Origin of the sequence: Halosimplex salinum, assembly GCF_003730195.1 — an archaeon.
In the GTDB taxonomy this organism is placed as follows: Archaea; Halobacteriota; Halobacteria; order Halobacteriales; family Haloarculaceae; genus Halosimplex; species Halosimplex salinum.
Map to the genome: position 1 here is coordinate 116,510 of NZ_QWGG01000009.1, position 12,968 is coordinate 129,477.

At 68.6% G+C, this 12,968-nt stretch carries 13 protein-coding genes; 8 read left to right on the plus strand and 5 right to left on the minus strand.

Features of this window, described 5'->3' with window-relative positions; translation table 11 throughout:
* The first annotated feature begins 28 nt into the window (after window positions 1-28).
* Window positions 29-1,036 (plus strand): WD40/YVTN/BNR-like repeat-containing protein, encoded by a 1,008-nt coding sequence (locus D1409_RS19525; RefSeq protein WP_123538671.1) that lies wholly within the window; start codon window positions 29-31, stop codon window positions 1,034-1,036.
* A gap of 26 nt (window positions 1,037-1,062) precedes the next feature.
* Here the strand turns inward: D1409_RS19525 and D1409_RS19530 are convergent, their stop codons facing one another.
* The gene (locus D1409_RS19530) at window positions 1,063-1,449 is read right to left on the minus strand and encodes a hypothetical protein (protein ID WP_123538672.1); all 387 of its coding nucleotides are present in this window, start codon (window positions 1,447-1,449) and stop codon (window positions 1,063-1,065) included.
* A gap of 137 nt (window positions 1,450-1,586) precedes the next feature.
* Between D1409_RS19530 and D1409_RS19535 the strand changes: the two genes are divergently transcribed.
* The 6 genes from D1409_RS19535 to D1409_RS19560 all read left to right on the plus strand — a co-directional run bounded on the left by D1409_RS19535 (window position 1,587) and on the right by D1409_RS19560 (window position 6,424).
* The gene (locus D1409_RS19535; protein WP_123538673.1) at window positions 1,587-2,816 is read left to right on the plus strand and encodes an FAD-dependent monooxygenase; all 1,230 of its coding nucleotides are present in this window, start codon (window positions 1,587-1,589) and stop codon (window positions 2,814-2,816) included.
* A gap of 135 nt (window positions 2,817-2,951) precedes the next feature.
* Window positions 2,952-3,623 carry a helix-turn-helix domain-containing protein gene (locus D1409_RS19540; RefSeq protein WP_206425139.1) on the plus strand — a complete coding sequence of 224 codons (672 nt, stop codon included), beginning with the start codon at window positions 2,952-2,954 and terminating at the stop codon, window positions 3,621-3,623.
* A gap of 69 nt (window positions 3,624-3,692) precedes the next feature.
* Window positions 3,693-3,965, plus strand: coding sequence for a HalOD1 output domain-containing protein (locus tag D1409_RS19545; RefSeq protein ID WP_123538674.1), 273 nt, complete (start codon window positions 3,693-3,695; stop codon window positions 3,963-3,965).
* Window positions 3,966-4,015: 50 nt separating this feature from the next.
* Window positions 4,016-4,213, plus strand: coding sequence for a DUF7333 family protein (locus D1409_RS19550; protein WP_123538675.1), 198 nt, complete (start codon window positions 4,016-4,018; stop codon window positions 4,211-4,213).
* A 93-nt stretch (window positions 4,214-4,306) separates the two neighbouring features.
* Window positions 4,307-5,443, plus strand: coding sequence for a CAF17-like 4Fe-4S cluster assembly/insertion protein YgfZ (gene ygfZ, locus D1409_RS19555; RefSeq protein ID WP_123538676.1), 1,137 nt, complete (start codon window positions 4,307-4,309; stop codon window positions 5,441-5,443).
* Window positions 5,444-5,554: 111 nt separating this feature from the next.
* Entirely contained in the window at window positions 5,555-6,424 is an 870-nt protein-coding gene (locus tag D1409_RS19560; protein WP_123538677.1) for a CheF family chemotaxis protein, read from the plus strand.
* Between the two features lie 22 nt (window positions 6,425-6,446).
* On the opposite strand, the gene nth is transcribed toward D1409_RS19560, so the two are convergent.
* On the minus strand, window positions 6,447-7,136 hold the full coding sequence (nth, locus tag D1409_RS19565) for an endonuclease III (protein ID WP_123538678.1): 690 nt from the start codon (window positions 7,134-7,136) through the stop codon (window positions 6,447-6,449).
* Window positions 7,137-7,292: 156 nt separating this feature from the next.
* Between nth and D1409_RS19570 the strand changes: the two genes are divergently transcribed.
* Window positions 7,293-7,703 carry a hypothetical protein gene (locus tag D1409_RS19570; protein ID WP_123538679.1) on the plus strand — a complete coding sequence of 137 codons (411 nt, stop codon included), beginning with the start codon at window positions 7,293-7,295 and terminating at the stop codon, window positions 7,701-7,703.
* Window positions 7,704-8,282: 579 nt separating this feature from the next.
* Here the strand turns inward: D1409_RS19570 and D1409_RS19575 are convergent.
* The 3 genes from D1409_RS19575 to D1409_RS19585 all read right to left on the minus strand — a co-directional run bounded on the left by D1409_RS19575 (window position 8,283) and on the right by D1409_RS19585 (window position 12,895).
* Window positions 8,283-9,050, minus strand: a complete 768-nt coding sequence (locus tag D1409_RS19575) for a DUF7504 family protein (protein ID WP_206425140.1) — start codon at window positions 9,048-9,050, stop codon at window positions 8,283-8,285.
* Between the two features lie 340 nt (window positions 9,051-9,390).
* A complete protein-coding gene (gene hmgB, locus D1409_RS19580; protein ID WP_123538680.1) occupies window positions 9,391-10,737 on the minus strand; it encodes a hydroxymethylglutaryl-CoA synthase in 1,347 nt (448 codons plus the stop codon).
* A gap of 109 nt (window positions 10,738-10,846) precedes the next feature.
* The gene (locus D1409_RS19585; protein WP_123538681.1) at window positions 10,847-12,895 is read right to left on the minus strand and encodes an Ig-like domain-containing protein; all 2,049 of its coding nucleotides are present in this window, start codon (window positions 12,893-12,895) and stop codon (window positions 10,847-10,849) included.
* Window positions 12,896-12,968: the final 73 nt, after the last annotated feature.

Here is a 12,968-nt window from a genome sequence, read left to right on the forward strand (position 1 = left end):
TAAGCGTCTCGCGCCCCACCGATCGGGTATGACCACTACCGCGTACGCCGCGCTCGACGACCGCCTGCTGGTCGTCCACGACGGCGCGGACGAGTGGACCGCCAGCGAACGCCTCGTCGGCCGCGATTTCGAGTCGGTCGCCGCCAGCGCGGAGCGCCCAGAGCGGGCCTTCGCCGGAACGGTCGAGTCGGGAATCCAGCGCACCACCGACGGCGGCGACACCTGGGAGCGCGTCGCGCCCGATATCGACGACCGGGTCACCGCGCTGCTCGTGAGTCCACACGACCCCGACACGGTGTGGGCTGGAACCGAACCCTCCGCTGTCTACCGCTCGACGGACGGCGGCGACTCGTGGGCGTCGCTCCCGCCGCTCTCGGACCTCCCCTCGGAGTCCCAGTGGGCGTTCCCGCCGCGGCCCCACACACACCACGTCCGCTGGCTCGAATCGGACCCGACCGACTCACAGCGCCTCTACGTCGCCATCGAGGCCGGGGCGCTGGTCCGCACGGACGACGGCGGCGAGACGTGGCAGGACAGGCCAGACGGCGCTCGCAGGGACAATCACACGCTCGCTACCCACCCCGACGCGGAGGGGCGCGTCTACACCGCCGCCGGCGACGGCTACGCCCAGTCCGAAGACGGCGGCGACACGTGGGACTACCCGCAGGACGGCCTCGGCCACCGCTACGTCTGGGGGCTGGCCGTCCCTCGCTCCGACCCCGACACCGTCGTCGTGAGCGCCGCGAACGGCCCGCGGAGCGCCCACAGCGTCTCGACCGCCGAAGCCTACGTCTACCGGACCACGAACGTCGGCCGCGACGAGGCCACGGAGTGGGACCTCGCCATGGACGGCCTCCCCGAAGCGCGGGGCACCGTCCGTTCCGTTCTGGCGGCCGCGGGCGGGCCGACGCTGTTCGCCCTCAACAACCGCGGCCTCTACCGCTCGACCGACGCCGGCGCGTCGTGGGGACGGATCGATATCGAGTGGTCCGACGACTACGAGTCACAGACCCCGCGTTCGCTCGCGGTGGTCTGAGCGGTAATCTCGGTTGGTTGACGCGCTCAGAGCGCCGCGCCCACGCCGTACACGACCATCGTCGTCACGATAGACGCCGCCATCGCCACCGCGAACACCTGGAACGCCCGGATCCGGTCCTGTTTGACCGCATCCGCGTCGTCGATGCTCCCCGCGTCGCCGCCCGACCCGGACAGATCGTAGCGCGCCAGCGCACCGAAGGCCACGCAGAAGCCCATCCGGTCCTGCACGACGCCGACGAACCCGCCGAACAGGAACGGGAACGCGCCCAGCAGGAGCCCCGCAGGTCGCCCCGTCGCGAGGACGAAGCCGACGTAGGCCGCCGCGGCGAGGAAGGAGAGCGCCCCCGCTGTACGGCGCTTGCGCCGCTCGTCGCGTCCGATGTTGCAGACGCCCGGCCGATACTCGCTCATACCCGGACGTCGAACCGTATCGGCATAAGCGCACCAACAATCAGCGTCGGTGTCCGCAGCGTTCCGGCGGGGACGGAGCCGAGGCGGTGGCACCTCGGACTGAAAGATATTTGATGACGACACGCCACGTGGCGTGTATGCACGATTTCGTCGTCGTCGGCTGTGGCCCGGCGGGGTCGCGGTTCGCTCGCCGCGCCGCCGAGGCGGGCCGCGACGTGCTCGCCTTCGAGCAGGGCGAGGTGGGCGAGCCGCTCGCCTGCTCGGGCCACGTCTCCACCGACGTCTGGGAGTACACCCCCGAGGGCGTCCCCGAGAGCGGAGCGAACGGGGGCTCGTCGGGAAGCGACCGCCGGGAGCGGACCGACGGTGCACGCGACCGCCTCCTCCAGAACGTCGTCTACGGGGCTCGCTTCCACCTCGGCGGCCCCCGCGGCGACCCGCAGGGCGACCCGCGGACGAACGGGCACGCCCCTGCCTCCGCCGACGGCGCAGCGACCGACAGCCGAGGCGACGCCACCGACAGCCACCCCTTCTACAAGGACGAGCAGATATCGAACGTCGTCGATCGCGTCGGCCTCGACAGGGAACTCGCCGACGCGGCGCGCGAGGCCGGCGCCGACCTCCGGGAGCACCACACGGTCGTCGGCGTCTCCGAGTTCCGCGACCGGGTCGAGGTCGAGGTGAAAGGACCGGACGGCGTCGAGACCCACGAAGCGAGGATGGTCGTCGGCTGCGACGGGCCGAAGTCCCGCGTCCGCCGGGAACTCGACATGCCCGAACCCGACGAACTGCTCCACGGCGTGCTGGGCTTCAGCGACGAGGACGACGACACGGACTTCGTCGACGTCCACCTCACGGTCCCGGACTTCTTCGCCTGGCGGATCCCCCGCGGCGACGCGGGCGTCGAGTACGGGCTCGCGACGCCGCCCAGCGCCGACGTGCGCGAGCGCTTCGACCGGTTCACCGCCGACTACGGCGTCGAGACCGACCACCGGTGTTCGGGCCTCATCCCCGTCGGCCCGCCGGAGTCGGTGACCAGCGACCGGGCGCTCCTGATCGGCGACGCGGCCGCGCAGGTCAAGCCGTTCACCGGCGGCGGCATCCTCTACGGGATGACCGCGGCCGACCACGCCGCCCGCACGGTCGACCCGCGCCGCCCGGGAACGCTGAACGACTACGAACGCGCCTGGCGCGACGACCTCGAACGCGAGATCGAACTCGGTCACTGGCTCCGCCGGGCGTACTCGCTCCCCGAACCCGTCCAGCGGCTGGGACTCCGGGCGTTCTCCGGCGAGATCGGTGTCCACATGGACCGGCCGACCACGCTGTTCTCCGTCGACCAGCTGAAGTCGCTCCTGCGCGGGTGACGGTCCGAGCAGCGGGCCGTCGACCGGGCTCGCCTACCTGTCAGCGCCTGATGTTCAGGTGTCAGGTCGAACGCGAGACAGTTCATTCACCGAAATAAACACTTACGATGGTAGGACGTGGCATGATCGGTGTGGGTGGCAGTGACAGAGAGCTTCATCGCCGAGGTGGTCATCGACCACCCGGATCTCGCGTTAACGCCGACTCTCAGACGCGTATCTGACATCTCCGTCCGCGTCGAATCCCAGCCGATAACGGGGCTGGAGTCGCCGACCGTGTTCTACGTCGTCTCGAGCGCCGACTTCGAGGAGTTCGAGGACGCGCTCGACGCGGATCCGACGGTCGACGAGTGGGGCGGGACGATGGAGTACACCGACAGTCGTCTCTATCAGGTCACGCCCAGTTCGTCGGCGAAGTTCACGACGCCGACGATCGCAGACCTCGGCGTTCACGTCGAGTCGATCGAGAACGCCGGCCGCCGCTGGCGGTTCCGGTTGCTGGCACCCGACAGGGACGCTCTGGGAGCGTACTGGCAGTACTGTCGCGACGAAGGCGTCCAGTTTCGCCTCGAGAAACTCTACCGATCCGGACCGCAGACAGCTATCGCGACGGGACGCGGGGTCGAATCGGCGCTCACGGACCGCCAGCTGGAGGTCGCCCGGACCGTGGCGCGGATGGGATACTACGACAGCGACGGCGCGAGCGCCGCGGAGGTCGCCGCCGAACTCGACATCTCCCAGTCGACCCTCTCGACTCACCTCCGCAGGATCATCGGAAAGTTGTTCGACGCGCTGTTCGGCCCGGAGTGAGCGACCCCACTTAAACGACCGCAACATACGACGCCAGACTGGTGGGGCCGAACGCGGTACAGTCGTTCGATGAACGCTTCGAGTACGTCATTCCGTCGCGGGTCGTTCGACGAGAGTCCGAGTCGGGTCGTCGTCGACCTCGTCGCGGACTGCGAAGATACCAGCCCCACAGAACTGTCGCCGCCGCTCTATTCCGCGATCGACCCGGACGCACTGGACGAACTGTTCCGGTCACGGTCGACAGAGACGTCTGACTCACCGGGTCACGTCCGGTTCAGCTACCTCGGGTACGAGGTCCGCGTTCGGAGCGACGGGGACGTGGAGATCTCTCCCCGTCGCTGACCGGCGGTCCCGTCACAACCCTCATAGGAGATCACTCCGAAACGGCCGCTATGGAACTCGACCTGACGAAGACGGCCGCCGCGTTCGTCGTGCTCATCGCGGCCGGCGTCGGCGGACTGATCGCGATGGATGTCATGCCACAGGACACCGTGTTGATGATGGTCGCGCCGTCGATGGTCGCGTTCGGGCTGATCTGCCTGGCGATCGGCGTCGCTCACGGCCAGTACAGGGCGGGCGCGACGCGGTAACTTCGCCGCTCCCGGTCAGTACCGGGCCGGGGTGACGCGGTAGCCTCGCCGCTCCCGGAAGACGTAACCCGTCACCGGCCCCACTCCGGGGTAATGACGGTCATCGAGTCGGTCCACGCGGACCACGGCGCGACGTTCGAAGAACGGGGCGACCGCCGAGTCGTCGCCCACTACGGACGACCCGACCGCACCCACGTCGCCGTCCGCAACGTCGTCGGCGTCACAGAACGCGGCTACGGCGTCCTCACCGTCGAAGGCGAGGACCGGGTCGACTTCGTCGACAACGCCGTCTCGAACCGCGTCCCCGCGGACGACGGAGAGGGCTGTTACGCCCTCCTCCTCGACCCGCAGGGGAGCGTCGAGACGGACATGTACATCTACAACGCGGCCGAGGGCGACCGGTTGCTCCTCTTTCTCCCCCCGGGCGAACACGAGCGCGTCGCCGAGGACTGGCGCGGCAAGACGTTCATCCAGGACGTGACGATCACCGACGCCACCGACGACTTCGGCGTCTTCGGCGTCTACGGCCCACAAGCGACCGAGAAGATCGCCAGCGTCCTCAACAAGTCCGGCACGCCCGACCGGCCGCTCTCGTTCGTCCGCGGGACGATGGGCGACGCCGGCGTCACCGTGATCCGCGACGACGGCCTCGCCGGCGAGGAGGGGTTCGAAGTGGTGTGTGCCGCGAGCGAGGCCGCCGACGTGTTCGACACCCTCGAAAATCGCGGGAACGCGGCCGCCCCCTTCGGCTACCGCACCTGGGAGACGCTGACGCTGGAGGCGGGGACGCCCCTGTTCGAGTCGGAACTGTCCGGTCGGCGCCCCAACGACTGCGGCGTCCGCAACGCGCTCGACTTCGAGAAGGGGTGTTACGTCGGTCAGGAGGTCGTCTCCCGGATCGAGAACCGCGGTCGCCCGAGCAACCGCATCGTCGGCCTCGCCGTCGAGGCCGTCCCCGAGCCCGGCGCCGCGGTGTTCGCCGACGACGCCGCAGTCGGCGAGGTGACGCGCGCCGCCGAGAGTCCCAGCCGCGACGAACCGCTGGCCCTCGCCTTCGTCGACGACGACGTGGCGACCGGAGAGAGCACCGAATCGGACGCCGACGCGGACGAGGGGACGGAACTGACCGTCCGCGTCGACGGCGAGGAACGATCGGCGACACGCCACCCGCTCCCGTTCGTCGAGGGGAGCGACGACTCGGCGCGCCGCCCGCGATACGCCGACGAATGAGCGCGAGCCTCCTTCGGACGGGGATCCCGCGAGCGGACGACCGTTCTCGCCAGTGATACTCGCACGAAACGCTCAATATTTGTGGTATGCAAGGTGGTCGTAGTCTCGCCCATGTCGGAATCAGTCATCGCGGACTTCGTCGCCACCTTCAACTCCGAGGCGTCGGCTCGCGCCGAGCCGGTGAAAGGGCGAATCCTCCTGAGCGAGAAACGGCTCGTCCTCGCCGGCGACGAGGGGAAGGTGACGATCCCGCTGACCGCGATCTTCGACATCGCCGTCGGGCACGTCCCCGACGGGCTGGGCGAGTTCTTCAACTCGACGGTCACCGTCGCCTTCGAGAAGACCGGCAACCGGATGGTCGCCGCCATCGAGGCCGACGACGACAAGATCGAGAAGTTCACGACCGTCCTCTTCAAGGCCGTCCTCAACGGCACCGACGTGACCGTCAAACACCCCGCGCGCGTCGGCGGTCGCGTCACCGGCGAGTCGTTCGTCCCCGCGAAGCTCTACCTCAAGCCCGGCACCGTCAGGTTCCGCCGGGCCGACGACACCATCGACGTCGACCTCTCGACGGTCAGCGACTTCAGCCGCCTCTCCCGCGAGATAAGCGGCGCCGAACAGTCCGTGCTGGCGGTCCAGCACCTCGACGGCGGACAGGCCATCCTCTCGCTGGCGGCCATGGACTCCCCGCGCAAGATGTCGATCCTCGGGCGCTACCTCCGCCTGGAGTACAGCGACCTCATGTCCGAACTGGAGGACGTGAGTCTCTCGGAGGAACAGGTCGAACTCCTCGTCGCCGTCTACTCGACCGGTCCCTCGGTCTCGCTCGCCAGCGTCCTCGACATGGACGGCAGCCAGCTCACGATGGTTCTCAACGACCTCAGAACGGACGAACTCGTCGTCGACACCGACGACGGCCCCAAACTCACTCCCAAGGGCCGCGTCGTCGTCAGCAAACACCTCGAAGACGTCAACGAGTGACCGGCCTCGCGGGAGAGTACCGTCAGGCGTCCCAGGGCTCGCCGCTCGCCAGGTCCACGTCCGAGTCGCCCTTCGCCGACGGGCAGACGTCCGCGAGCACGCACGCCTCGCAGTCGGGGTTGCGCGCCGTACACACCGCGCGGCCGTGGCTGATCAGCAGGTGCGTGTACCACTTCCACTCGTCCTCGGGGACGATGTCGAGCAGGTCCTGTTCGATGGCCTCCGGGCGCTCCTCCTCGGTGATCCCGAGTCGCCGTGAGAGCCGCTGGACGTGCGTGTCCACGACGATTCCCTCGACCAGGTCGTACCCGTGCTGGAGGATGACGTTCGCCGTCTTCCGCCCCACGCCTTTCAGTTCCGTCAACTCGTCCATCGTGTCCGGCACCTCGCCGTCGTGCTCCTCGATGATGGTCTGCGCCGAGGACTTCAGATAGTCCGCCTTGCTGTTGTGGTAGGTGATGGAGTTGATGTCCTCCGACAGTTCGTCCACGTCCGCGTTCGCGTAGTCCTCCGGCGTCCGGTACTTCTCGAACAGCTCCGCGGTCTCCGTGTTCACGCGCTCGTCCGTGCACTGCGCCGAGAGGACGACGGCGACGAGCAGTTCGAGCCGGTTCTCGAAGTTCAGGGAGATGGTGGCGTCGGGATACTCCTCCCAGAGCCGTTCGATGACTTCCTCGGCCTGCTCCTCGCGCGACGGCAGTGGGGCGCCCATTGTGAGGGGACCATGGGACGAATCTCGCTTCAGTGGTTCGGTTGTCGCCGCCGGCCGGTCCGTCGTCGGTGGTCGCCCCGCGCGCGTACCGATCCGGCTATCGGCCGTGGAATTCGGCGCCCAGACTTTATCATCGTCGCCACCGTCCCGGACCACATGACCGACACCCCCGCGGAGGAACTCGAGGACATCGACGACGACCTCGAGGACGTGAGCGAGGAGGTCGAGGCGATCGTCGACCACATCCAGGAGGGGGACGAGGGACGCCTCCGGATGGCGATCAAGTACGGCGCCGACGACCACGAGACGGTGTACGTCCGCGACGACGTCGCCGACCAGTTCAGCGAGGCCGAACTCGAAGAGCGCGTCGAGACGCTCGTCATGAAGGGCCTCGGCGACCCCGCTCACGAGGGCGCGCTGTTCGACTTCGGGAACCTCGACGCGACCGTCCGCTGGTACGACGCCGTCGTCGTCGCCCACTTCCCCGTCGGCGAGTGGTCCGGCCTCGTCTTCACCTTCGACCGCGAGACCGAGTCGCTGGACGCGCTCGTGGACCAGTTTTTCTAAACCATGTTTTTCCCGCTCGGGTGTCCTCGCTCGCTTCGCTCACGGCGCTCCGCGCCGTTCGCATCGAGGTGCTCCCTGCGGTCGCACCTCGCGCCGCTCGCTGCGGGCACCTCTCGCGGCAAAAACATGGGTGAAAAAGGCCGAATCCTCGCTCCGCTCGGATTCGGTGAACCGCGCTCGCTTCGCTCGCGCGGATGCTCAATACAGCCCGCAGAGTGAACAATTGCGGTGGCGCGCGCTGACGAGCGTGCAGAGCGATAGCGAGGCCGCGACTCGAAGTCGTGCGAGGGATGACCGAGGGAGCGGAGCGACTGAGGGAATCGGCTGGGGTGGTGTGAGGCGCGGTGCTGTACAGTTGCTGTCCCTGGTGGACTGAAAGGGCGAGGCGGGCTCGCGCCGTAGGGGAGTCGTCTGAGCCGGCCCTATCCGAGCGGAGCGAGGATATCCGGCTCAGCGACCGCGAGCGGGCCGAGGGATTTCGGGGTTTGCTGTCGACTGCGGTCCCATTCACTCGATTTCTTTCCACACCAACTCAAACAGAACCAACTACTCAGCAAGCACGAAACGATCCACACACTCTCAAAAAGTCGTCCACGAGCGCGGGCCGAAGTCGTCGCCGCGCACACGGAACTCCGACCCCTCCTCGCCGGGTCGGACCTCGACTCTCGCGTCGAACAGCTGTTCGAGCACGTCGTAGGTCCCGCGGTCGGCGCTCACGTCGAGGGTGAACGCGCCGACGCCGTCGACGCCCGCGATCCGCGTCGTGACGACGTGGAGGAACTGGTAGACTCGCTTCAGATCCGTGTACATCAGGAGCGTCGACAGCGAGTGGAGGCCGACGCGCGGGTCGGCGACCGAATCGCGGTGCCAGTTCCGGAGGATGCCGCTCAACTCGATGCCGACGCCCGTCAGGTCGCCGGGGCTCGACACGACCCGCAGGTCCTCGATATCGCGCGTCCGGGACCGGCGCTCCCGCCCACTGGACCCCGTGCAGTCGACGAACGAGAGGCGCCACGCCTCCGGGTCGGGACGGGTGGCCGCGAACCACGTGGCCATCTTCCGGGCCGGCTTCTTCGTCGTGACGAACGCGCCCGTCTGCGATGCCGACCCGCCCACGAGGTCGAAGAGCAACCGTCGCTTGCCCGTCATCGGCGGCCCGACGACGAGGACGCTCGTCCCCGAGTCGACCGCCTCCGCCCGGAGCGGGTCGACGTCGACCGCGTCCGGGTCCAGGTCCGTCTCAGCCGGATCGACGTCCGGGTCCGCCGGGTCGATGGCGTCCGCGGCGTCCGAATCGTCGGGACCGTCGGCGGTTTCCTCCCGGTCCGGGAACAGCCAGTTGCTCACACCACTTCTCTTGCGGCCTATACACCATGAACGTAGGGGAGTCGAAGTGGTATCTCGGCGAAAACAGATCCGAGCGACGACCGCTCTCAGCCCCCTACTCGACGCGCTCGCTCCCGGTCGACCTACTGCATGTACATGTACTTGCGCTCGCCCATTCGGCCCTAGCCGTCGAACACAAACTGCAGCCACCTTTTTTCGCCTCGGGTCGCTCACGGCTCGCGGCTTCGCCGCTCGCCGTCGAGACGCTCCCGTCCGGTCGCGTCTCGCAGTTCGCGACCGCTCGGCCAAAAAATCTGGACCAAAAAAGCGACCTTGAGCGCCTGCGGCGCTCCCGGTCGACCTACTGCATGTACATGTACTTGCGCTCGCCCATCCGGCCCCAGCCGTCGAAGACGAACTCGGCCTTCGGGGTGGTGAACTGGTCGATGTCGGCGGCGCCGGCGTCCTCGTCGTGGTTGTGCACGTCGTGGACGTCCTCGTACTCCTCGAAGCTCAGGTCGTAGCGGGCGTCGAGTTGCTCGTCGACGTCGAGGGCCGCGATCTCCGACTCCCACTCGGGCTGGACGGTCTCGGCGTGGATCTCGGCCTGCGCGCCTGACCCGTAGGAGCCGACGAGCAGTTTCTGGCCGGCGAGGTCGGTGCCCGCCTCGTGCGCGGCCTTCAGACAGGAGAGGCGCGCGACGTGGACCGAGCCGGTGTACCAGTTACCGACCTCCCGCGAGATGGTCAGCGTCGGGTCGACGACCTCGGCGTACCACTCGCGGTACGCGTCGGTGTCGGTCAGGTCGTCGGTGTAGTCGGCGGCGGCCTCGCGGAACGCCTCCTCGCTGTCGAACGCCTCGCGACGGGGCTGGCGCCCGATCTCGTCGGCGAGACGCTCTTCGATCTCCGTGTCGCGACTCGCGTGGCGGAAGCCCAGCGCGGCGGCCTTGCGGACCATCCCCGGGAACGGCGTGTGGAAGGGGATGAACGCGTAGTCGTCGGGGTGGATCGGGCTCGTCACGGACTCGAAGTCCTCGATGGCCTCGCGCATCCGCGCGAGGTACACCTGCACCGAGCGCTTGCCGTCGACGCTCGGGAACTGCTGCTGGGGCTTGAGGAAGTCCGTCTCGTCGGCGCTCCCGTACCCCTGCTCGGTCGAGAGCTCGACCACGTCGGGGTCCTCCGTGACCAGCAGCGCGACCGCACCGGCGCCCTGCGTGGCCTCGCCGGGGTCGTCGCGAGCGTACAGCGCGGTGTCGGTCGCGATGACCAGCGCCGCGCGGCCGCGGTTGCGGCCGGCGCGGATCCAGTTGTACGCGTCGTCGAGACTCTGCGTCCCGGAGATACAGGCGAACTTCCGCTCGCCCTTGTTGGCGTGGTGGAAGTCGCCGTCGTACACCTGTTCGAGACAGCCCGCGATGTACGTCGAGACCGGCTTGGAGTTGTCGAACGCGCTCTCGGTCGCCACGTCGATCCGGCCGATGTCCTCGGGTTCGAGCCCCTTGCGCTCCATCAGATCGTGGGCCGCGTTGGCCCCCATCGTCACGATGTCCTCGTACACGTCCGGGAAGGAACTCGCCGTCAGTCCGAGCCCCTTCGTGTACTTCCCGGGGTCGTCGCCCTGCGCCGGCGCGAACGTCTCCGGCAAGTCGAGTCTGAGCTTCCCCGTCCGCACCTCGATGCCGTCGATGCCGACCGATGTCATGCACACAACTGCGGGAGACTCGTACAAGTGCCTGTCGACTAGCGATACGTCGTCCGTCGAACACAGGTACGTCCGCACGACACGTCTCCCTCGGCGGATCTCCGGCCAGTCACGGGTTCAGCGTGTAGGTTTCCGACGACCCGTCCGCGAACGTAACTGTGACCGTCACGGTCTCCCCGCCGATAGGCTCCCGGTTGCCGTTCGATTTGCGGAAGTAGGACAGGGCGACGGTGCCGTCGGACCCGCCGTCGATGCCCGCGGCGTCGTCGAGCGTGACCGGCGTTGCCAGCGCGTAGCCGCCGTTGGGACCGTCACCGGACTCGTAGTAGCCCTCGTCGTCCATGTCGAAGTACATCTCGTTGCACGGCGTGCAGAAGGTCCCACCGTTCTGCTCGTAAATCTCCTTGACGTCGCCCCTCGTCGGCACGTCGACGGAGACCCGTTCGATCGTGACGCCGCTGGTCCCGGTGTTCCGGAGGTCGAACGCGAGACTGCCGGTCCCGGTCTGTCCGGCCCGGGTGCTCCCGCCGACGAGTTCGACGGTGTCCGCCGCCGTCCCGCCGCCGGCGTCGTAGTTCTCGACAGTGAGGTTGATCACGTCCCCGCTCCCGCCGCTCCAGACGTACAGTTTCACGTCTCCGTTCGCGGTCGCCGTGAACGTCGTCGACACCCGACCGTCACCGTCGGTCGGCGCCCGCCACGGCGACGGCGTCGCGACCGCCGAATCGTCGATAGAGAAGTACGCCGTCGCGTTCTCGGCGGTCGGAACCGTCCCCGCGGTCGCCTGGAGCGTCGTCGACTGACCCGCGTCGAGCGTGCAGTCGTCCCCCTCGGCGTCGCAGGAGACCGCCGGCTGGCCGCTCGGGTCCTCCCACAGCGTCGCGTACGCGTCGTTCCCGCCCCCGCCGCCGCCAGTGCCGGCGCCCGTCCCGCTCCCGTCCGTGTTCAGCACGGTCACGCTCATGCTGACGTTCTCCGGCGTCTCGCCCGCGAACGACCCGCTCCCGGGGACGATACTGTAACTCGCGTTCACCCGTGCCTCGACCGGGTCGCCCTCGATGTTCGGGGGCGCTCGATACGTCAGCCGCACCCGCCCCGACTCGTCGGTCCGCGCCGTCGCCGGCCCGACCGTCCCGGTCCCGTCGGACGCCGCGCGCACCGTCGCCCCGCTCACCGGATTGTTGTACCGGTCGCGCACCTCGACGACGAACTGCCGCGTCGCGCCCTCGGGCACGCTCGTCCCGTTGCCTCTCACCTCGGTCAGATACGCCGCGTCCGTCCCCGTCACGCGCGTCCCGACACCGGCCTTCGCCATCCGCAGGTCGTACGTCCCCGGCACCATGTCGACCACGAGCATCCGATACTCCGGCGCCGCCGGGAGCGGGTTCGTCCGCACGTCCGTCACGTTCCCGCCCTCGCCGACGAACTCGTCGGCCAGCAGTTCCGCCCAGCGCGACTCGGACAACCGCGTCGGCACCCGAACCGTCACGTTCGAGTCCGGGTCCGCGTTCCGCACCGCGACCGTCCGCGTCGACGCGCTCACCGGCCGCACGTCCACGGACAGCGACCCCGACGACGACCGCCGGAGCGACCCGTTCAGCGCGACCAGCGTGATCGTGTTCCCGTCGACCAGCGCCTGCTCGCTCCGCGCGATGGTCGTCCCCTCGAAGGAGAAGTCGTCGTACAGCACCGAGTTCTCGTACACCGTCGACGGCGGCTGACCGTACTCGCTGTAGCTCGGCCGATACACGATACCACCGGTGCCGTAGTCGCGCCGGTCACCGTCCCAGAAGTCGCCCGTCTCCGCGTCCAGCGCGGTGGCGTTCGTCACCCCGAACGCCACGTCGCTATCGCCGGTCCCGACCGTCCGCAACTGCCCCGACGCCGGCGGCGGGTTCACCGCCAGAAACCGCGGCGGGTACGTCGTCCCCAGCGTCACCGACACCGACCGCCGCGCGGCGTCCCCGACCGCCGATGTCACCGCGTTGCGCAGGTCCAGCAGTTCCCCCTGTACCTGCTGGCTGTGGTCGAACTCGATCTGCTCGTTCTGCTGTGGGACGATCGTCGCCTGGTACAGCGACACCAGGAGGATCAGCGCCGCGAAGATCAGGACCGCCCCGATCTGGATCGACTGGCCCCTGTCGTCCCACGACTCCATGTCACCTGCGTACCGACTCACCGTGCAAAAGCATGTGTCCCCGATTTTCCGCCGTGATAACGACCGCGCGCCC

Coding starts and splice junctions, on each gene's coding strand:
- D1409_RS19525 (WP_123538671.1), top strand. CDS start 29: ATGACCACTACCGCGTACGCCGCGCTCGACGACCGCCTGCTGGTCGTC.
- D1409_RS19530 (WP_123538672.1), bottom strand. CDS start 1,449: ATGAGCGAGTATCGGCCGGGCGTCTGCAACATCGGACGCGACGAGCGG.
- D1409_RS19535 (WP_123538673.1), top strand. CDS start 1,587: ATGCACGATTTCGTCGTCGTCGGCTGTGGCCCGGCGGGGTCGCGGTTC.
- D1409_RS19545 (WP_123538674.1), top strand. CDS start 3,693: ATGAACGCTTCGAGTACGTCATTCCGTCGCGGGTCGTTCGACGAGAGT.
- D1409_RS19550 (WP_123538675.1), top strand. CDS start 4,016: ATGGAACTCGACCTGACGAAGACGGCCGCCGCGTTCGTCGTGCTCATC.
- ygfZ (WP_123538676.1), top strand. CDS start 4,307: ATGACGGTCATCGAGTCGGTCCACGCGGACCACGGCGCGACGTTCGAA.
- D1409_RS19560 (WP_123538677.1), top strand. CDS start 5,555: ATGTCGGAATCAGTCATCGCGGACTTCGTCGCCACCTTCAACTCCGAG.
- nth (WP_123538678.1), bottom strand. CDS start 7,136: ATGGGCGCCCCACTGCCGTCGCGCGAGGAGCAGGCCGAGGAAGTCATC.
- D1409_RS19570 (WP_123538679.1), top strand. CDS start 7,293: ATGACCGACACCCCCGCGGAGGAACTCGAGGACATCGACGACGACCTC.
- hmgB (WP_123538680.1), bottom strand. CDS start 10,737: ATGACATCGGTCGGCATCGACGGCATCGAGGTGCGGACGGGGAAGCTC.
- D1409_RS19585 (WP_123538681.1), bottom strand. CDS start 12,895: ATGGAGTCGTGGGACGACAGGGGCCAGTCGATCCAGATCGGGGCGGTC.